Source organism: Streptomyces sp. NPDC055632, assembly GCF_053618675.1.
Window position 1 is genome coordinate 1 of the sequence record NZ_JBSHHY010000046.1, and the last position, 21,037, is coordinate 21,037.

The 21,037-nt window shown below is 75.9% G+C and carries 3 protein-coding genes; all 3 read right to left on the minus strand.

Annotation, left to right across the window (positions count from 1 at the left end):
- On the minus strand, positions 1–1,955 hold a 1,955-nt coding region (locus ACWGSR_RS33855; protein WP_453572509.1), incomplete at its 3' end, for a type I polyketide synthase.
- A 32-nt stretch (positions 1,956–1,987) separates the two neighbouring features.
- The gene (locus ACWGSR_RS33860) at positions 1,988–8,053 is read right to left on the minus strand and encodes an SDR family NAD(P)-dependent oxidoreductase (RefSeq protein ID WP_453572512.1); all 6,066 of its coding nucleotides are present in this window, start codon (positions 8,051–8,053) and stop codon (positions 1,988–1,990) included.
- Complete coding sequence (locus ACWGSR_RS33865; protein ID WP_453572514.1) at positions 8,050–20,991, minus strand: SDR family NAD(P)-dependent oxidoreductase; 12,942 nt, start codon at positions 20,989–20,991, stop codon at positions 8,050–8,052. The genes ACWGSR_RS33860 and ACWGSR_RS33865 overlap by 4 nt, the downstream gene beginning before the upstream one ends.
- Positions 20,992–21,037: the final 46 nt, after the last annotated feature.

Genomic DNA, 21,037 nt, shown 5'->3' on the forward strand with positions numbered 1-21,037 from the left:
GAGACGGCGGCGGCGGCGATCTCGCCCTGCGAGTGACCCACCACCGCGTCCGGTACGACCCCGAGCGAGCGCCACAGCTCGGCGAGCGAGACCATGACCGCCCAGGTCACCGGCTGCACCACATCGACACGGTCGAGAGAAGCCCCGGTCCGTAGGACCTCGACCGCGTCGAAGTCCACGAACGACGCCAGCGCGTCGGCGCACTCGCGCAGACGGGCCGCGAATACCGGCGAGGTCTCCAACAACCCCGCACCCATCCCCACCCACTGCGTCCCCTGCCCCGGGAACACCAGCACCCGGCGGCCGTGGTCCCCGGCCGTGCCCTCGATCCTCAGGTCGCCGAGGGAGACGGAGCGGTGGTCCAGGTGCGAGCGGCCGGTGGCGAGGCTGAGGGCCACGTCGAGCGGGCGGAGCCCCGGGTCGGCCTCCGTGCGGGCCCGCAGCCGGGCGGACTGTGCTTCCAGGGCGGTTGCCGACTTCGCGGACACCACCACGGGGACGACGGGGAGTTCGCGGGTCGCGGGCTCCTCGGCCTCTTCCCGTACGGGAGCCTGCTCCAGGATGACGTGGGCGTTGGTGCCGCTCACGCCGAAGGAGGAGACGCCCGCGCGGCGCGGGCGCCCGGTCTCCGGCCACGCACGCGACTCGGTGAGCAGGGAGACCGCGCCCGTCTCCCAGTCGACCTGCGAGGACGGGGCGTCCACGTGCAGGGTCTTGGGCAGGACGCCCTCCTGCATGGCCATCACCATCTTGATGACCCCGCCGACACCGGCGGCGGCCTGTGCGTGTCCGATGTTGGACTTCAGCGAACCCAGCCACAACGGCTGCTCCGCCGGACGCCGGCCGTAGGTCGCCAGCAGCGCCTGCGCCTCGATCGGGTCACCCAGCTTCGTGCCCGTGCCGTGGGCCTCGACCGCGTCCACGTCCGCCACACCCAGACCGGCGGACTCCAGCGCGGCCCGGATCACCCGCTGCTGCGAGGGACCGTTCGGCGCCGTCAGACCGTTGCTCGCACCGTCCTGGTTCACCGCCGAACCGCGCACCACCGCCAGTACGCGGTGCCCCTTGGCCACCGCGTCCGACAACCGCTCCACCAGCAGCACGCCCACGCCCTCGGCCCAGCCCGTGCCGTCCGCACCCTCCGCGAACGCCTTGCACCGGCCGTCCGACGCGAGCCCCCGCTGCTGCGAGAACTCCACGAAGGTGCCGGGCGTGGCCATGACGGTGACGCCGCCCGCGAGGGCGAGGTCGCACTCGCCGGAGCGCAGCGACTGGGCGGCGAGGTGGAGGGCGACCAGCGAGGAGGAGCAGGCCGTGTCGACCGTGACCGCCGGACCCTCCAGACCCAGCGCGTAGGAGATGCGGCCGGAGACGACGCTGCCGGAGGTGCCGGTGCCGCCGTAGCCGCCCGCGTCCTCGTCGGTGGCGGCCCGGTCGGTGCCGTAGTCGTGGTACATCGATCCGACGAAGACGCCGGTGCGGGAGCCCTTCAACGAGTCGGCCGGAACCCCGGCCCGCTCCAGCGCCTCCCACGACGTTTCGAGCAGCAACCGCTGCTGCGGGTCCATCGCCACCGCCTCACGCGGCGAGATGCCGAAGAACCCCGCGTCGAACTCACCCGCACCGTGGAGGAAACCGCCCTCACGCACGTACGAGCGTCCGGGGACGCCCGGCTCCGGGTCGAACAGGGACTCCACGTCCCAGCCACGGTCCCCCGGGAACGGCGACACCGCGTCCGCCCCCGACGCCACCAACTCCCACAACCCCTCCGGCGAACCCACCCCACCCGGGAAACGGCACGCCATCCCCACGATCGCGATGGGCTCGCTGCCGCGCTCCTCGACCGCGCGCAGCTTTTCTCGGGTCTCGTGCAGCTCGGTCATGGCACGGCGCAGGTAGTCGCGGAGCCTGCCCTCGTTGCCGGTGGCGTCGTTGTGGGTGTCGTTAGCGGACACAGCTCTCCCCTGGAGGTGTCGGTGCCGGGACTTCAGGCGGTGCGGAAGCCACTGTCGAACAGCTGGAACAGCTCGTCGTCGGAGGCGGAATGGAGTAGTTCGGTGACGTCGCCGGTGTCCGGGGCGTCCGGATCCGGGGTGGGCCCGGCCGGGTCCGCGGCGGCGGTGCCGAGGTCGGCCAGCAGTGCTCCGAGGCGGTCGGCGACGGCCCGCCGGGCCTCTTCGCCGAGGCCGGGCAGGCCGTGGCCGGCCCGGTTCGCGGCCTCGGTGAGCCGGTCCAGCAGGGCGAGTACGGAGGCCTCGGCGCCCGGCAGTTCCCCGTCGAGGTGTTCGGCGAGGGCCAGCGGCGTCGGGTGGTCGAAGACCAGGGTCGCGGTCAGCCGCAGCCCGGTGGCCTCCGTGAGCCGGTTGCGCAGCTCCACGGCGGTGAGCGAGTCGAAGCCGGCTTCCTTGAAGCTGCGGCCCGGAGCGATCTCGGCCGGTCCGGCGTGGCCGAGCACGGCCGCGACCTCGGTGCGTACGAGATCGAGGAGGAGCGCGGCGCGTTCGGCCCGGGGCAGGTCCGCGACCCGGTCGGCGAACCCGGCGGGCCGCTCGGCGTCCGTGCTCCCGGCGGCCGGTCGCGCGGTGCGCGCGGCCGGGCGGCGGGCGGCGGGTCCGGCGAGGCCGCGCAGGACCTCGGGCAGTGCGCTGCCGGCGTCGCGGGCGGCGGCGGGGTCGACGCGCAGGGGCAGCAGGACCGGTTCCTCGCGGGCGAGCGCCGCGTCGAGGAGGGCGAGGGCCTCGGGGTGCGGGAGGGGGACGAGTCCGCCGCGGCGCAGCCGGGCGGCGTCGGCCCCGGTGAGCGCGCCGGCCATGCCCTCGCCGGCCCAGGGTCCCCAGGCGAGGGAGAGGGCGGGCAGGCCCTGGGCGCGCCGCCAGGAGGCGAAGGCGTCCAGGTGGGCGTTGGCGGCGGCGTAGGTGGCCTGTCCGGCGCTGCCGAGGAATCCGGCGGCGGAGGAGAAGAGCACGAACGCGTCGAGGGCGTGGTCGCGGGTGAGGTCGTGCAGGACCCGGACGGCGTCGGCCTTGGGCCGCAGGACGGCGGCGAGGCGGTCGGCGCTCTGGTCGGCGACCAGGCCGTCGTCGAGTACGCCCGCGGTGTGGAACACGGCGGTGAGGGGATGGGCGGCGGGCAGGTCGGCGAGGAGCGCGCCGAGGGCCGCGCGGTCGGCGGCGTCGCAGGCGGCGACGCGGACGGTGGCGCCCGCCCCGGCGAGTTCGGCGGTGAGGCGGGCCGCCTCGGGGGCGTCCGGGCCGCGCCGGCTGGTGAGGAGCAGCCGCCGCGCGCCGTGCCGGTGGACCAGGTGGCGGGCGACGGCGGAGCCGAGGCCGCCGGTGCCGCCGGTGACGAGGACGGTGCCCTCGGGGTCGAGGAGGGGGCCGGTGGTGGTGGCGGGGGCGGGTGCGGCGCGGACGGCGGCCGGGGCGTGCGGGACGCCGTCGCGCAGGGCGAGCTGTCCGGGCGCGTCGTCGCGGGTGAGGGCGGCGGGCAGGGCGGCGTAGGAGGCCGGGGCGGTGTCGAGGTCGACGAGGGCGAAGCGGCCGGGGTGCTCGGTCCGCGCGGAGCGGACCAGGCCCCAGGCGGTGGCGGCCGCCGGGTCGGTGACGGGGCCGGCGCAGTCGACGGCGCCGTGGGTGAGCAGGGTGAGGCGGGCCCCGGCGAGGTGCGGGGCGGCGAGCCAGGCCTTGACGAGTCCGAGGGCGCGGGCCCCGGCCTCGTACGGGTCCTCCGCTCCGCGCAGGTCGGCGAGCGCCTGGACGGCTGTGCCGTCCCCGGCGCGCACGCCGTCCGGGTCCGTCGGGTCGGCGCGGTGCAGTACGCGGGCGCCTGCGGCGGTCAGGGCCTCGGCCACGGCCGGGTCGTGGTCGCCCAGGAGGTACCAGTCGGTGTCCTGGACGGCGGCCGTCCCGGCGGCGGTGTCGGGGGCGGCCGGGAGGGGGTTCCAGACGGGCCGCAGCAGCGGGGTGGTGCCGGGGGCGGCGGTGGCGGCGACGCGGTCGGCGGAGATCCGGCGCACGGCGAGGGAGCGGGCGGCGAAGACGGCCCGGCCCCCGGGGTCGGCGGCGGTGACCGCGACGGCGTCGGGGCCGGCCGGGGAGATCCGGATCCGCAGGGCGTCGGCGCCCGTGGCGTGCAGGGCGGCGCCGGTCCAGGCGAAGGGGACGAGCCCGTGGGCGTCCTCGCGGGTGGCGGTGACGGCGTGCAGGGCGGCGTCGAGGAGGGCGGGGTGGATCCCGTACGCGGGGGCCTCGGCGGCCTCGGGCTCGGGCAGGGCGGCGTACGCGTAGACGTCCCCGCCGAGCCGCCAGGCGGCGCGCAGGCCCCGGAAGGCGGGGCCGTAGCCGATGCCGGCCTCGGCGAACCGCTCGTACTCCCCGTCGAGCGCGACGGGTTCGGCGCCCTCGGGCGGCCAGGTGCCGGTCAGGCCCGTGAGGTCGGGTGCTTCGACGGGTCCGCCGGTGTGGCCGGTGGCGTGCAGGGTCCAGCCCTCGTCGGCGGGGTCGTCGGCCCGGGGGCCGGCCGGGGCGGAGTGGACGGCGACGGGCCGGGTGCCGTCGGTGGCGGCCGGGCCCTGCCACAGGCGCAGCCGGACGGGCGCGTCCTCGGGCAGGACGAGCGGGTGTTCGAAGGCGAGTTCCGCGACGCCGTCCTCGCCGGCGGCGGTCAGGGCGAGTTCGAGGAGGGCGGTGCCGGGGAGCACCGGGCGGCCCGCGAGGGTGTGCTCGGCGGTCCACGGGTGGGTGCGGGTGGACAGGGCGGCCGTCCAGACGGTGCCCCGGGCGTCGGGGAGCACGACGGCGGCGGCGAGCAGGGGGTGCCCGGCCGGGGAGAGCCCGGCGGCGGCCAGCGGGGCCTGCGGGGCGGGGGCGTCGAGCCAGTAACGGCTGCGCCGGAAGGCGTACGTGGGCAGCTCGGCGGCCAGTTCGGTGCCGGTCCCGGGGTGCGGCGCGGGGGCGAGGGACACGGGCAGGCCGTGCACGTGGGCGGTGGCCACGGCCTGTGCGAAGGCGGTGTTCTCGGGGCGGCCCCGGCGCAGTACGGAGAAGGTGACGGGGGCCGGGCCCGTCCGGCGCCGCTCCGGCCCGTCGGCGTCGGCGCCGTTGTCGATGTTGATGTCGGTGTCGGCTTCGGCGTCGAGGACGGTGCGGGTCATCGCGGTGAGCACGGCGTCCGGGCCGAGTTCGAGGAAGGTGTCGACGCCTTCGGCGCGCAGGGCGCGCAGACCGTCGAGGAACCGCACGGGCCGGCGCGCGTGGCGGACCCAGTGGTCCGCGCCCAGCGCGTCGCCCGCGGCGAGCTCTCCGGTCAGGTTCGACATGACAGGAATCTTCGGCAGCCGGTATTCGAGACCGCGAGCGATCGTTTCGAACTGTGTCAACATGCCGTCCATGTGCGGCGAGTGGAAGGCGTGACTGACCTTCAGGAGCTTCGCGGCACGACCGCGGCTCTTCCAGAACTCGACCAGTTCGCGGACGGCGCCGCCGTCCCCGGCGACGACGACGGCGGCGGGACCGTTGACGGCGGCGAGGTCGATCTCGGCCTCGCGGCCGGCGAGCTGGGGCGCGACCTCCTCCGCGCTCGCGGCTATGGCGCCCATGGCGCCGCCCCCGGGCAGCGCGCCCATGAGGCGGCCCCGGGCGGCGACCAGACGGGCCGCGTCGGCGAGGTCGAACACGCCCGCGACGTGGGCGGCGGTGATCTCGCCGACGGAGTGCCCGGCCACGACGTCCGGGTGCGGGCCCCGGGAGGTGACGAGGGCGTGGAGGGCGGCCTCCAGGGCGAACAGCGCGGGCTGGGTGTACTCGGTGCGATCGAGCAGCGCGGCGTCGGGCGAGCCGGGCCCGGCGAACATCACCTCGCGCAGCGGGCGCCCCAGGTGCGGTGCGAAGGCGGCGCAGATCTCGTCGAGGGCGCGGGCGAACACCGGCTGGGACGCGTACAGCTCGCGGCCCGTGCCGGGGCGCTGGCTGCCCTGGCCAGTGAAGAGGAAGGCGGTGCGGCGGCCGGCGGCGGCGCGTCCGGTGACCACGCGGGCCGGGTCGGCGCCCGTCCCGGCGGCCACGGCCTCGACCCCGCGCAGCAGCTCCCCGGCGTCGGCCCCGAGCACCACGGCCCGCTGGGGGAACGCGGTGCGGTGGTGGGCGAGGACGGAGGCGACGGCGGCCGGGTCGGTCGTCGGGCCGGTCGGGCCGGTCGATCCGGTCGGGCCGGTCGGGTTTCCCGTGAGGTCGGCGGTGGCAGTGGTGAGGTGGTCGGCGAGCCGCCGGGCCTGGGCGCGCAGGGCGGTCTCGTCGCGCGCGGAGAGGGCCCAGGCGTGGGTGCCGGGGGCCGGGTGGACCGCCGGGGCGGACCCGGCGGGGGTGGGTTCGGTCGGGGCGGACCCCGCCGGAGTGGGATCGGCCGGCGCGGACTGGGCCGGGGCGGGATCGGTCGCGGCGGACTTGGTCGGGGCGGACCCGGCCGGGGCGGGATCGGTCGCGGCGGGTTCGGCCGGAACCCGGTCCTCCTCCAGGATGACGTGCGCGTTGGTGCCGCTGGCGCCGAACGCGGAGACGCCCGCCCGGCGTGGCTCGCCCGGCCGCTCGGGCCACAGGGTGTGCTCGGTGAGCAGGGAGACCGCGCCCGCCGACCAGTCGATCCGCGTGGACGGCACGTCGGCGTGGAGGGTGCGGGGCAGGGCGCCGTGCCGCAGGGCGAGGACGGTCTTGATGACGCCCGCGACGCCCGCCGCGGCCTGCGCGTGCCCGATGTTCGACTTGAGGGAGCCGAGCAGCAGCGGCGACGAGGCCGACCGGCCCTGGCCGTAGGTGGCGAGCAGGGCCTGTGCCTCGATGGGGTCGCCGAGGCGGGTGCCGGTGCCGTGCGCCTCGACGGCGTCGACCTGGTCGGCGGTGAGCCGGGCGTTGGCGAGGGCGGCCCGGATGACCCGCTGCTGGGCGGGGCCGTTGGGGGCAGTGAGGCCCGCCCCGGTGCCGTCCTGGTTGACGGCGGAGCCCCGGAGGACGGCCAGGACCGTACGGCCCTCGCGGCGGGCGTCGGAGAGCCGCTGGAGCAGCAGCATCCCGGCGCCCTCGCCGAAGCCGGTGCCGTCGGCGCCGTCGGCGAACGCCTTGCAGCGTCCGTCCGCGGCGAGCCCGCGCTGCCGGGAGAAGTCGATGAACATCGTCGGCGTGGACAGGACGGTCGCGCCGCCCGCGAGCGCGAGGTCGCACTCCCCGGCGCGCAGGGCCTGCGCGGCCAGGTGGACGGCGACGAGCGAGGAGGAGCAGGCGGTGTCGACGGTGACGGCGGGGCCGCGCAGGCCGAAGGCGTACGAGATCCGGCCGGAGGCGACGCTGCCGGCGCTGCCGTTGACGAGGTAGCCCTCCAGGCCCTCGGGGATCCGGCCGCCGGGGACGTGCGGGACGCGGGCGCCGTAGTCGTCGTACATCACGCCCGCGTACACGCCCGTACGGCTGTCGCGCACGGCGTCGAGGCCGAGTCCCGCCCGCTCCAGGGCCTCCCAGGAGGTTTCGAGGAGGAGCCGCTGCTGCGGGTCCATGGCGAGGGCCTCGCGCGGCGAGATCCCGAAGAACTCCGGGTCGAAGTCCGCGCAGTCGTGGAGGAACCCGCCTTCGCGGGCGTAGCTGGTGCCGTGCGCGTCCGGGTCCGGGTCGTAGAGCGCCTCCAGGTCCCAGCCCCGGTCCTCGGGCAGCGCGGAGACGGCGTCGGTGCCGGACTCCAGGAGCCTCCAGAGCGCCTCGGGGCTGTCGGCGCCGCCGGGGAGCCGGCAGCTCATCGCGACGATGGCGATCGGCTCCCGGGCGGCCTCGACGGCCTCTTCGGCGGTGCGCAGCCGGGTGCGGGTGGCGACGAGCTCCGCGGTGACGCGCTTGAGGTAGTCGCGGATCCTGTCGTTGTTCCCGGCGGCTTCGGCGCCCGTGCTTCCGGCGCCCGTGCTTCCGGTGCCCGTGCCTCCGGTGCCCGTGCCTCCGGTGCCCGTGCCTCCGGTGCCCGTGCTCCCGGCGCCCATGGCCTTGGCGGCGCTCGTGTCCTTGGCGGCGCTTCCCGTCACAGCTGCTCCTCGATGAAAGCGAAAAGTTCGTCGTCGTCGGCGAGTTCGAGCGCCGGCTCGGGGGTGGCCGTCGTGCCGGCCGGGGGTCCGCCCAGGGCGGTGACCAGGGCGGCCAGCCGCCGGTGGACGACCTCGCGGCGGATGTCGTCCTCGGCGAGCCCGGTCACGGCGGCCTCCAGGGCCTCCAGGCCCGCGAGGGCTGCCTCGCCCGCCTCCCGGCCGCCGCCCGAGGCGGTGTCCAGCTCCTCGCCGACGTGCTCGGCGACGGCCTGGGCGGTGGGGTGGTCGAAGACGACGGAGGCGGCCAGGCGCAGTCCGGTCACGGCGTTGAGCCGGTTGCGGAGTTCGACCGCGGTCAGGGAGTCGAAGCCGATCTCGCGGAAGGCGCGGGCCGGTTCGACCGCCTCGGGCCCGGCGAAGCCGAGGACGGCGGCCACTTCGGCCCGTACCAGGGCCAGCAGCTCCCGGGCCCGGGCGGCGGCGTCGAGCGGGGCCAGGCGCCGGGCCAGCGCCTGGACGGCGCTCTCACCGGAGCCGGAGCCGTCGGCGGTGCCGCCGGCCGACGCGGCGGCCGGTGCGGCGGCCGCGGCCCGTGGGGCGGCGGAGGCCGGGACCAGGGCGCGCAGCAGGGCGGGGACGGCCTCGGGGCCGTGCGCGGCCCGCTCGCGGCGCAGGGCCTGGATGTCCAGGCGCAGCGGTACGAGCAGGGCGTCGCCGCCCGGTTCGCCCGTGAGGGCCCGGTCGAAGAGGGCGAGCCCCTGGGCGTTGGTCAGGGGCGCGATGCCGGAGCGCCGCATGCGGCGCAGATCGGTCTCGGAGAGGTGCCCGGTCATCCCGCTGGCCTCGCCCCACAGGCCCCAGGCCAGGGAGACGGCGGGCAGCCCGGCGGCGCGGCGGTGCTGCGCCAGGGCGTCCAGGAAGGTGTTGGCGGCGGCGTAGTTGGCCTGGCCGGGGCGGCCGAGGAGGCCGGCGGCGCCGGAGAACAGCACGAAGGCGGACAGCGGCAGGCCGCGCGTCAGCTCGTGCAGGTGCAGGGCGGCGTCGGCCTTGGGCCGCAGCACGGTGTTCAGCCGCTCGGCGTCGAGGGCGGTGAGCGCCCCGTCGTCGAGCACGCCGGCCGCGTGGATCACGGCGGTCAGCGGGTGCGCCGGGTCGATGCCGGCGAGCAGGGCCGCGACCGCGGAGCGGTCGGACGTGTCGCAGGCGCCGATCCCGACGCGGGCGCCGAGCGCGGTCAGTTCCGCTTCCAGTTCGGCGGCCCCGGACGCGTCCCGGCCGCTGCGGCTGACGAGGAGAAGCCTGCGGGCGCCGTGGGCGGTGACGAGGTGACGGACGAGCAGCCGGCCGAGGGTGCCGGTCGCCCCGGTGACCAGGACGGTCCCCTCGGGGTCGAACGCGGCGCCGATGCCGGTGGTCCCGGCGGTCTCCGTACGGGCGAGGGCCGGGACGAGGACCTCCCCGGCCCGCAGGGCGAGCTGCGGTTCGCCGGTGGCGAGGGCGGTGGCGAGGGCCGGGGCCAGCGCGTCCGCCGAGGCGGGCGTGCCGTCGGTGTCGACGAGCACGAACCGGCCCGGGTGCTCGGTCCGGGCGGAGCGCAGGAGTCCCCAGAGCCCGGCGGCCGCGAGGCCGTCCACGGTGTCGTCCGGGACGGCGGCGAGGGCCCGCCCGGTCAGCACGGTCAGGGGCACCTCCGCGAGGGGCCCGTCCTGACCGAGCCAGTCCTGTACGAGGGCCAGGGCCCGGGCGGTGAGGACGCGCACGTCCTCGGGCGCGGCCCCCGGACCGGCCGGGAACGGCGCGACCACGGCGTCCGGCGGCGCGGCGCCCGCGTCGACGGCGGCGCGCAGTGCCGCCACGTCCGCGTACACCTCGGACTCACCACCGACTCCGGCTCCGACGAGGCCGGAACCGTCGGTGCCGAGCACGGCCAGGCGGACCGGCGGCGCGGCCCCGGGCCGTCCGGCGGGCCGCTGCCAGGCCACGCGGTGCAGAGGCAGCCCGTTGTCGGCGGCGGCGCCGAGCAGCGCGTCCAGGCGGTCCTGCGCCAGGGGCCGCATCACGAGGGCGTCCAGGGTGAGGACGGGAGCCGCGGTGGGATCGGCGGCCTCCAGGCGCACCGCGCCCTCCCCGGCCGGGGTGATCCGCACGCGCAGCGCGTCCGCGCCCGCCGCGTGCAGGGTGACGCCCTTCCACGCGAACGGCAGCAGCACGGAGCCGTCCGGCACGTCGAGCAGCCCGCCGGCCAGCCAGGGCTGCAGGGCCGCGTCGAACAGCGCGGGGTGCACGCCGTAGCCGGCCGCGTCGGCCCGGGCCCGGGCGGGCAGCCGCACCTCGGCGAACACCTCGCCGTCGGCGCGCCACAGCGCCTCGATGCCGGCGAAGACCTCGCCGTACTCGTAACCGAGGTCGGAGAACTGCCCGTAGACGTCGGCGGGCTCGACGCGCTCGGCACCGGCGGGCGGCCAGGCGGCGGCCCAGTCCGCGGCGGCCGCGGGGGCTGCGGCGGGAGCGACGACGCTCTCGCCGTGCCGGGTCCACGCGACCTCCTCGCCACCGGCGGCGTCCTCGGGGCGGGAGTGGACGGTCAGCCGCCTGCGGCCCTGCCCGTCGGCGGCCTCCACGCGCACCTGGACCTGCGCGGCGCGGCGTCCGTCGAGGACGAGCGGGGCCTCCAGGGACAGCTCCTCCACGGTGGCGCAGCCGGTCGCGGCGGCGGCGTGCAGGGCGAGTTCGACGAAGGCCGTGCCGGGCAGCAGGGTCCGGCCGCGTACGGCGTGGTCGGCGATCCACGGGTGGTCGGCGAGCGAGATCCGGCCGGCGAACACCGTCTCGCCGGTCGAGGCGACCGGCAGCGCGCCGCCGAGCAGCGGATGGGTCTCCCACACCATGCCGAACCGGGCGGCGGCGGCGTCACCGACCCCGGCGGGCGAGGTCGGCGCCCAGTGGCGGGTGCGCTGGAAGGCGTACGTGGGCAGGTCGACGGTCCGGGCTCCCGTGCCCTCGAAGAGAACGGCCCAGTCGACGTCGATCCCGCGGACGAACAACTCGGCGGCGGAGGTCAGGAACCGCTCCGCGCCGCCTTCCTTGCGGCGCAGCGAACCACCGGCGAGCACGTCGAGCCCGACGGCGTCGGCGGTCTCCTGAATGCCCATGATCAGCACCGGATGGGCGCTGGACTCGACGAAGGTCCCGAAACCGTCGTCGAGGAGGTTGCGGACGGTGTCCTCGAAGCGGACGGTCCGGCGCAGGTTGCGGTACCAGTACGAGGCGCCGAGGGCGGCGGTGTCGGTGAGGAGCCCGCCTTCGACGGTGGAGTAGAAGGGGATCTCCGAGCGGCGGGGCTGGATCGGGCCCAGGACATCGAGCAGTTCGGCCTCGATCCGCTCCACGTGCGCGGAGTGCGAGGCGTAGTCGACCGGCACCTGACGGGCCCGGACGTCCTCCGCCTGGTACGCGGCCACGATCTCCACGATCGCGTCGGCGTCACCGGCCACCACGGTGCTGGAGGGGCCGTTGACAGCGGCAACGCTCAGACGACCGGCCCATTCGCCAGAAGCAAGGCGTTCCTCCACCTGGACGCGCGGCAGGGGTATGGAGGCCATGCCGCCGAGACCGGCGAGCTCGCGGCCGATCACCCCGGCCCGCAGCGCCACGACACGAGCCGCGTCCCCAAGCGACAGGGCGCCCGAGACGGCGGCGGCGGCGATCTCGCCCTGGGAGTGGCCCACCACCGCATCCGGTACGACCCCGAGGGAACGCCACAGCTCGGCCAGCGAGACCATCACCGCCCAGGTCACCGGCTGCACCACGTCCACCCGGTCCAGCGAGTGGCCTTCCCGTACGACCTCGACCGCGTCGAAGTCCACGAACGGCGCCAGCGCGTCGGCGCACTCGCGCAGACGGGCCGCGAATACCGGCGAGGTCTCCAGCAGACCGGCACCCATCCCGACCCACTGCGTCCCCTGCCCCGGGAACACCAGCACCCGACGCCCCGTCGAACCCGCCACACCCTCGAACACGGCCTCGCCCAACGTCACCCGCCGGTGCTCGAACACCGAGCGCGAGGTCACGAGGGAGTACCCGACGTCCAGCGGGTGCGGCGCGTCCGCCGTCTCCAGGCGGGTCCGCAGGCGCTCGGTCTGGTCCTTGAGCGCGGACTGCGACTTGGCGGACACCACCAGCGGGATCACCGGGAGTTCGCGGGTCGCCGGCTCCTCCGCCGCCTCCCGTACGGGCGGCTCTTCGAGGATGACGTGGGCGTTGGTGCCGCTCACGCCGAAGGCGGAGACGCCCGCGCGGCGCGGGCGCCCGGTCTCGGGCCACGGGCGGGTCTCGGTCAGCAGCTCGACCGCGCCGGCCTCCCAGTCGACCTGCGAGGACGGGGCGTCCACGTGCAGGGTCCTGGGCAGCACGCCCTCGCGGAGCGCCATCACCATCTTGATGACCCCGCCGACACCGGCGGCGGCCTGCGGGTGGCCGACGTTGGACTTCAGGGAGCCGAGCCACAGCGGCTGGTCCGCCGGACGCTGCCCGTAGGTGGCCAGCAGCGCCTGCGCCTCGATGGGGTCACCCAGCTTCGTACCCGTGCCGTGGGCCTCGACCACGTCCACGTCGGCGGTGCCGAGACCGGCGTTGGCCAGGGCCTGGAGGATCACCCGCTCCTGGGAGGGGCCGTTGGGGGCGGTGAGGCCGTTGCTGGCGCCGTCCTGGTTGACGGCGTCGCCGCGGATGACGGCGAGCACCGGGTGGCCCTTGCGGACGGCGTCCGACAGCCGCTCGACGGCGACCATTCCGGCGCCCTCGGCCCAGCTCGTGCCGTCGGCGGCGTCGGCGAAGGCCTTGCTGCGCCCGTCGGCGGCGAGGCCGCGCTGCCGGGAGAACTCCACGAACAGGCCGGGGGCGGCCATGACGGTGACGCCGCCGGCGAGGGCGAGGTCGCACTCCCCCGCGCGGACGGCCTGCGCGGCCATGTGCAGGGTGACCAGGGAGGAGGAGCAGGCCGTGTCCACGGAGACGGAGGGGCCTTCGAGGCCGAGCACGTACGAGATGCGGCCGGAGACCACGCTCGCGGACTTGCCGGTGAGCAGGTAGCCCTCGTGCTCCTCGGAGGCCTCGTGCAGCCGGGAGGCGTACTCCTGGTGGGTGAGGCCCGCGTACACGCCGGTACGGGTGCCGCGCAGGGACAGCGGGTCGATGCCGGCGCGCTCCAGGGCCTCCCAGGAGGTTTCGAGGAGGAGCCGCTGCTGCGGGTCCATCACCAGGGCCTCGCGCGGCGAGATCCCGAAGAACTCGGCGTCGAACTCGGCCGCCTCGTGGAGGAACCCGCCCTCGCGGACGTACGTGGTGCCGCGGCGGCCCGCCTCCGGGTCGGGGTCGTAGACCTCGTCGAGGTTCCAGCCCCGGTCGGCGGGCGCGGCGCCGATGACGTCGCGCTCGGCCATGACCAGGTCCCACAGGGCCTCGGGGGTGTCGGCCTCGCCGGGGAAGCGGCAGGCCATGCCCACGATGACGACCGGGTCCTCGGCGTCGGCGGCCGCGCGGGCGGCGACGGGGAGGGGTGCGGAGACCGTGGCGGGGGCGTCGCCGAGGAGCCTGCCGAGCAGGTATCCGGCGAGGGCGCCCGGGTTGGGGCGGTCGAAGACGACGGTGGCGGGCAGCCGCAGGCCGGTGGCGGCGGCGAGGCGGTTGCGCAGTTCCAGCGCGGTGAGGGAGTCGAAGCCGGCGTCCTTGAACGCCCGGTCGGCGCGGACGGCGTCGGTGCTCGGGTGCCGCAGCACGGCCGCGGCCTCGCCGCGCACGAGCTCGACCAGCGTCCGGGTCCGCTCGGTCCCGGTGAGTCCGGCGAGCCGCCGGGCGAGTCCGTCGGCGGGGCCCGCGCCGGTTCCGGCGAGGGCCTGCCGCCGCTCCTCCTCCAGCGCGCGCCGCGCCTCCGGCACGGTGTCGAAGACGGGTCCGGGGCGCAGCGCGGCGGTGCGCGGGGCGAAGTCGGCCCAGTCGACGTCCAGGACGGTGACGCAGGTGTCGCCGAGGTCGAGGGCCCGGTGGAGGGCCTCGACGCCCTCGTCGGGGTCCATGGCCTTGATGCCCCGGCGGCTCAGGCTCTCCTCGCCCGCGCCCTCGGCCATGCCGCCGCCGCCCCACAGGCCCCAGGCCACGGAGGTGGCGGGCAGGCCCTCGGCGCGGCGCCGCTCGGCGAGGGCGTCGAGGGAGGCGTTGGCGGCGGCGTAGGCGGCCTGGCCGCCGTTGCCCCAGGTGCCGGTGACGGAGGAGAAGAGGACGAAGGCGTCCAGTTCCAGGCCCCGTTCGCGGGTGAGTTCGTGCAGGTGGTGCGCGGCGTCGGCCTTCGGGGCCCGGACGCGGTGGAAGGCCTCGGCGGTGACGGAGCCGATCACCCCGTCGTCGAGCACGCCGGCGGTGTGGAAGACGGCGGTGGGCGGGTGGGCGTCGAGCAGGGCGGCGAGCGCGTCGCGGTCGGAGACGTCGCAGGCGGCGAGGGTGACCTCGGCGCCCAGGGCGCGCAGTTCCCCGGCCAGTGCGGCGGCCCCGGGCGCGTCCGGGCCGCGCCGGCCGGCGAGCACCAGGTGCGTCGCGCCCCGGCGGACCGCCCAGCGGGCGACGTGGGCGCCGAGGGCGCCGGTGCCGCCGGTCACCAGGACGGTGCCGCGGGCCGTCCAGCGGGCGTCCTCGGGCGTCCCGGCGGCCCGGCCCGCGCGGGTCACCCGGCGGCCGTAGGAGCCGGAGGCGCGGACGGCGACCTGGTCCTCGGCGCCGGGGCGTCCGCCCCGGGCCAGGACGGCGGCCATCCGGTCGAAGGCGCGGGCGTCGGGCTGCGCGGGCAGGTCGACGACCCCGCCCCAGAGGGCGGGGAGTTCGAGCGCGGCGACCCGGGCGAAGGCCCACACCTGGGCGCCGGAGTCCTCGGGCAGCTCGCCGGGGGTGACGGCCACGGCCTGCCGGGTCAGGGACCAGAGCACGGCCGGGGCGAGGTCGGTGTCGACGGCGGCCTGCACGAGCGCGAGGGAGGCGAGGACCGCCTCGGTGCCGCCCGCCAGCGGGAGGAGGGACAGCACTCCGTCGAGGGCCTCGCCCTCGGTCCGGTACGCGTCCAGCCGGCCGGCCAGGTCCTCGCGGGTGGCGGTGTGCGCGTCGAGGGTCAGGCGCTCGGTGCGGGCGCCGTGCCGGACGAGCGCGGCCTCGGCCGCGTCGGCGAACGCGTCCGCGCCCTCCGGGAGGACGAGGAGCCACCGGCCGTCGAGCACGGAGGCGCCGGACGCCCCCAGGCCCTTCCAGGTGGTGCGGTAGCGCCAGGAGTCCGTACCGGCGGGGTCGGCGGCGACGGCGACGGCCGGAGCGACCGGCTCGTGCCAGTAGTGCTCGTGCTGGAAGGCGTACGTGGGCAGGTCGACGGTCCGGGCCCCGGTGCCCTCGAAGAGGGCGGCCCAGTCGACGTCGATCCCGCGGACGAACAGTTCGGCGGCGGAGGTCAGGAACCGCTCCGCGCCGCCCTCCTTGCGCCGCAGCGAACCACCGACCAGGAGGTCCTTGCCCTCGGCGGTCTCCTGGATGCCCATGATCAGCACCGGATGGGCGCTGGACTCCACGAAGGTGCCGAAGCCCCGGTCGAGGAGGAGGCGGACGGTGTCCTCGAAGCGGACGGTCCGGCGGAGGTTGCGGTACCAGTAGGAGGCGTCGAGCGTCGTGGTGTCGGCCAGTTCCCCGGTCACCGTGGAGTAGAAGGGGATCTCCGAGCGGCGGGGCTGGATCGGGCCCAGGACATCGAGGAGTTCGGCCTCGATCCGCTCGACATGGGCGGAGTGGGAGGCGTAGTCGACCGGCACCTGACGGGCCCGGACGTCCTCGGCCTGGTAGGCGGCCACGATCTCCACGATCGCGTCGGCGTCACCGGCGACGACGGTGCTGGACGGACCGTTGACGGCCGCGACACTCAGACGACCGGCCCATGCGCCGGAAGCAAGGCGTTCCTCCACCTGGACGCGCGGCAGGGGGATGGAGGCCATGCCGCCCAGGCCCGCCAGCTCGCGGCCGATCACCCCAGCACGCAGAGCAACCACGCGGGCCGCGTCCTCAAGCGACAGGGCTCCCGAGACGGCGGCGGCGGCGATCTCGCCCTGGGAGTGGCCCACCACCGCGTCCGGTACGACCCCGAGGGAGCGCCACAGTTCGGCGAGCGAGACCATGACGGCCCAGGTCACCGGCTGCACCACATCGACACGGTCGAGAGAAGCCCCGGTCCGCACCACCTCGACCGCGTCGAAGTCCACGAACGGCGCCAGCGCATCCGCGCACTCCCGCAGACGCGCGGCGAACACGGGCGAGGTCTCCAGCAGACCGGCACCCATGCCGACCCACTGGGTCCCCTGCCCCGGGAACACCAGCACCCGGCGCCCCGTCGAACCCGCCACACCCTCGAACACGGCCTCGCCCAACGTCACCCGCCGGTGCTCAAGCACCGAGCGCGAGGTCACGAGGGAGTACCCGGCGTCCAGCAGACGCGGTGCGTCCTCGCCGTTGAGGAAGGAGGCCAGCCGGTCGCCCTGGGCCCGCAGGCCGGCCTCCGACTTGGCGCTGAGGACCAGGGGGACGAGAGGAAGTTCGCGGGTCGCGGGCTCCTCCGTCACCTCCTGTACGGGCGGCTCTTCGATGATCACGTGGGCGTTGGTGCCGCTGACGCCGAAGGAGGAGACGCCCGCGCGGCGCGGGCGCCCGGTCTCGGGCCACGCACGCGACTCGGTCAAGAGCTCGACCGCGCCCGTCTCCCAGTCGACCTGGGAGGACGGGGCATCGACGTGCAGGGTCCTGGGCAGGACGCCCTCCTGCATGGCCATCACCATCTTGATGACCCCGCCGACACCGGCGGCGGCCTGCGCGTGCCCGATGTTCGACTTCAGCGACCCCAGCCACAACGGCTGCTCCGCCGGACGCCGGCCGTAGGTCGCCAGCAGCGCCTGCGCCTCGATCGGATCACCCAGCTTCGTGCCCGTGCCGTGCGCCTCGACCGCGTCCACGTCCGCCACACCCAGACCCGCCGATTCCAGCGCGGCCCGGATCACCCGCTGCTGCGAAGGGCCGTTCGGCGCCGTCAGACCGTTGCTCGCACCGTCCTGGTTCACCGCCGAACCGCGCACCACCGCCAGTACGCGATGCCCCTTGGCCACCGCGTCCGACAACCGCTCCACCAGCAGCACGCCCACGCCCTCGGCCCAGCCCGTGCCGTCCGCACCCTCCGCGAACGCCTTGCACCGGCCGTCCGACGCGAGCCCCCGCTGCTGCGAGAACTCCACGAACATGCCCGGACTCGCCATCACCGAGGCGCCGCCGGCCAGGGCGAGGTCGCACTCGCCGGAGCGCAGCGACTGGGCGGCGAGGTGGAGGGCGACGAGGGAGGAGGAGCAGGCCGTGTCGACCGTGACCGCCGGACCCTCAAGGCCCAGCGCGTAGGAGATGCGGCCGGACATGACGCTGGCCGTGTTGCCGGTGAGCAGGTAGCCCTCGTACCCCTGGGCGTTCTCGTAGAGGCGCGGACCGTACTCCTGGGTCATGGCGCCGACGAAGACGCCGGTGCGGGAGCCCTTGAGCGAGTCGGCCGGAACCCCGGCCCGCTCCAGCGCCTCCCACGACGTTTCGAGCAGCAACCGCTGCTGCGGGTCCATCGCCACCGCCTCACGCGGCGAAATGCCGAAGAACCCCGCGTCGAACTCGCCCGCACCGTGGAGGAAACCGCCCTCACGCACGTACGAACGCCCCGGAACACCCGGCTCCGGGTCGAACAGCGACTCCACGTCCCAGCCACGGTCCCCCGGGAACGGCGACACCGCGTCCGCCCCCGACGCCACCAACTCCCACAACCCCTCCGGCGAACCCACCCCACCCGGGAAACGGCACGCCATCCCCACGATCGCGACGGCGTCCTCGTCGTTCCGACCGGGGACCGGCTGCTCGCGACGGGCCGGAACCGGAGCCGGGGCCGGAACCGTGGCGGCGGCCTCGACGGCGGCGTCGCGGATCAGCCGGGCGACGGCCAGCGGGGTCGGGCAGTCGTAGATCAGGGTGGTGGGCAGGCGGAGGCCGGTCGCGGCCCGCAGCCGATTGCGCAGCTCGATGCCGTTGACGGACTCGAAGCCCTGCTGCTTGAAGGTCTTCTCGGGGGCGATCGAGTCGCCGGTGGCCCGGCCGCGCACGGCGGCGGCGTGGACGCGCACCAGCTCCAACACGTAGTCGAGCTGTTCGGCCTCGGAGCGGCCGCGCAGCTCACGGCTGAGCAGGGTCTCGTCGGCATCGGCCGCCGGTTCCTGTTCCCCCGCGCCGTCCTCGGCGAGCCAGTGGCGGGTGCGCTGGAAGGCGTACGTGGGCAGGTCGACCGTACGGGCGCCCGTGCCCTCGAAGAGGACCGACCACTCGATGTCGACGCCCCGGACGAACAGCTCGGCGACCGAGGTGAGGAACCGCTCAAGACCGCCTTCCTTGCGGCGCAGCGAGCCGCTGGTGAGCACGTCGAGGCCCACGGTCTCTGCGGTCTCGTGGATGCCGATGCCGAGGACGGGGTGGGCGCTGGACTCCACGAAGGTTCCGAAGCCCCGGTCGAGGAGGTTGCGGACGGTGTCCTCGAAACGGACGGTCCGGCGCAGGTTGCGGTACCAGTAGGAGGCGTCGAGGGTCGTGGTGTCGGCCAGCTCACCGGTCACGGTGGAGTAGAAGGGGATCTCCGAGCGGCGCGGCTGGATCGGGCCCAGGACATCGAGCAGTTCGGCCTCGATCCGCTCGACATGGGCGGAGTGCGAGGCGTAGTCGACCGGCACCTGACGGGCCCGGACGTCTTCGGCCTGGTAAGCGGCGACGATCTCCACGATCGCGTCGGCGTCACCGGCCACCACCGTGCTGGACGGCCCGTTGACGGCGGCCACGCTCAGACGGCCGGCCCATTCGCTGGAAGCAAGGCGTTCCTCCACCCGTACGCGCGGCAACGGGATCGACGCCATACCGCCCAGGCCCGCCAGCTCGCGGCCGATCACCCCGGCCCGCAGAGCAACCACGCGGGCCGCGTCCTCAAGTGACAACGCCCCCGAGACCGCAGCCGCGGCAATCTCGCCCTGCGAGTGGCCCACCACCGCGTCCGGTACGACCCCGAGGGAACGCCACAACTCAGCGAGCGAGACCATCACCGCCCACGTCACCGGCTGCACCACGTCCACCCGGTCCAGCGAACGCCCCTCCCGTACGACCTCGACCGCGTCGAAGTCCACGAACGGCGCCAGCGCGTCGGCGCACTCCCGCAGACGCGCGGCGAACACCGGCGAGGTCTCCAACAACCCCGCACCCATCCCCACCCACTGCGTCCCCTGCCCCGGGAACACCAGCACCCGGCGCCCCGTCTCGCCCGCGACCCCGTGGACGGCGGAGCGTTCCAGGCGGGTGAGGAGTTCCTCGCGGTCGCCGGCCAGGACCACGGCGCGGTGGCCGAAGACGGTGCGGGCGGCGGCCTGGGTCCAGGCGACGTCCAGGAGGTCGAGCTCCGGGCCGTGTTCGACGCGGGCGCTGAGCTGGGCGGCCTGGTCGCGCAGGCCCTCCGCGGTGCGGCCGGTGACGACGAGGGGGAGGACGGGCAGGGTGCGGGTGGCGGGTTCGGCCGGGCGCGGGGCCGGGGCCTGCTCCAGGACCAGGTGGGCGTTGGTGCCGCCCATGCCGAAGGAGGACACGCCGGCCCGGCGCGGCGCCCGGGTGCCACCGGCCTCCCCCGGCCCCTCTGCCTCCACCGGCCAGGGCAGCAGCTCGGTCTGGACGGTGAGGTTCAGTTCGTCGAGCGGGATGTCGGGGTTCGGAGCGGCGTAGTTGAGGCTGGGCGGGAGTTCGCCCTCGCGGACGGCGAGCGCGGCCTTGAGGAGGCCGACGATGCCGGCGGCGCCTTCGAGGTGGCCGACGTTGGTCTTGGCGGAGCCGACGGCGAGCGGGGCGCCGGGGGTGCGGGCGGCGCCGAGGACGGCGCCGAGGGCGGCGGCCTCGACGGGGTCGCCGGCGCGGGTGCCGGTGCCGTGGAGTTCGACGTAGCGGACGTCCTCGGGGCGGACGCCGGCGCGTTCGTACGCCTCGCGGAGGACGGCCTCCTGGGCGTCCTGGTGCGGGGTGGTCAGGCTGGGGCCGCCGCCGTCGTTGTTGACGGCGCCGCCCTTGACGACGCAGTGGACGCGGTCGCCGTCGGCGAGGGCCCGTCGCAGCGGCTTGAGGACGACGCAGACGCCGCCCTCTCCGCGTACGTAGCCGTTGGCGCGGGCGTCGAAGGTGTGGCAGCGCCCGTCCGGGGAGAGGGCGCCCATCAGCTCCATGGTGGTGGTGCTGTGGTCGGACAGGACGAGGTTGACGCCGGCGACCACGGCGAGGTCGCTCTCGCCGCGGCGCAGCCCCTCGCAGGCGAGGTGGACGGCGACGAGCGAGGAGGACTGGGCGGTGTCGACGGCCATGCTGGGGCCGCGCAGTCCGAGGTGGTACGAGAGCCGGTTGGCGGTCATGGCCCGGTGCAGGCCGGCCGCGCTGTAGCCGCCGGTGGCGCCGGCGCCGTGGGCGAGGGCCGCGTAGTCGTCGGAGGCGACGCCGACGTAGACGGCGGTGCGGGTGCCGGAGAGCCGGGCGGGGACGATCCCGGCGTGTTCCAGGGCCTCCCAGCCGAGTTCGAGCACGAGGCGCTGCTGCGGGTCGGTGGCGGCGGCCTGCGCGGGGCTCATGCCGAAGAATTCGGCGTCGAATTCCCCGTGGTTCTCCAGGGCGGCCCGCCAGGTGCCGTCCTCCTGCCGGGAGACGCTGTTCTCTCCGTTCCGGAGGAGGTTCCAGAATTCCTCGGGCGTGGCGGCTCCGGGAAGTCGGCACGCCATCCCCACGACGGCTATGTCGTTGTCGCCCACGAGCTTTTCACCGTTCTTGGGGGTCATCAATTCTCCATGGCCAGAGAGGAGGTGCGGAAAATCCACGAGCGGT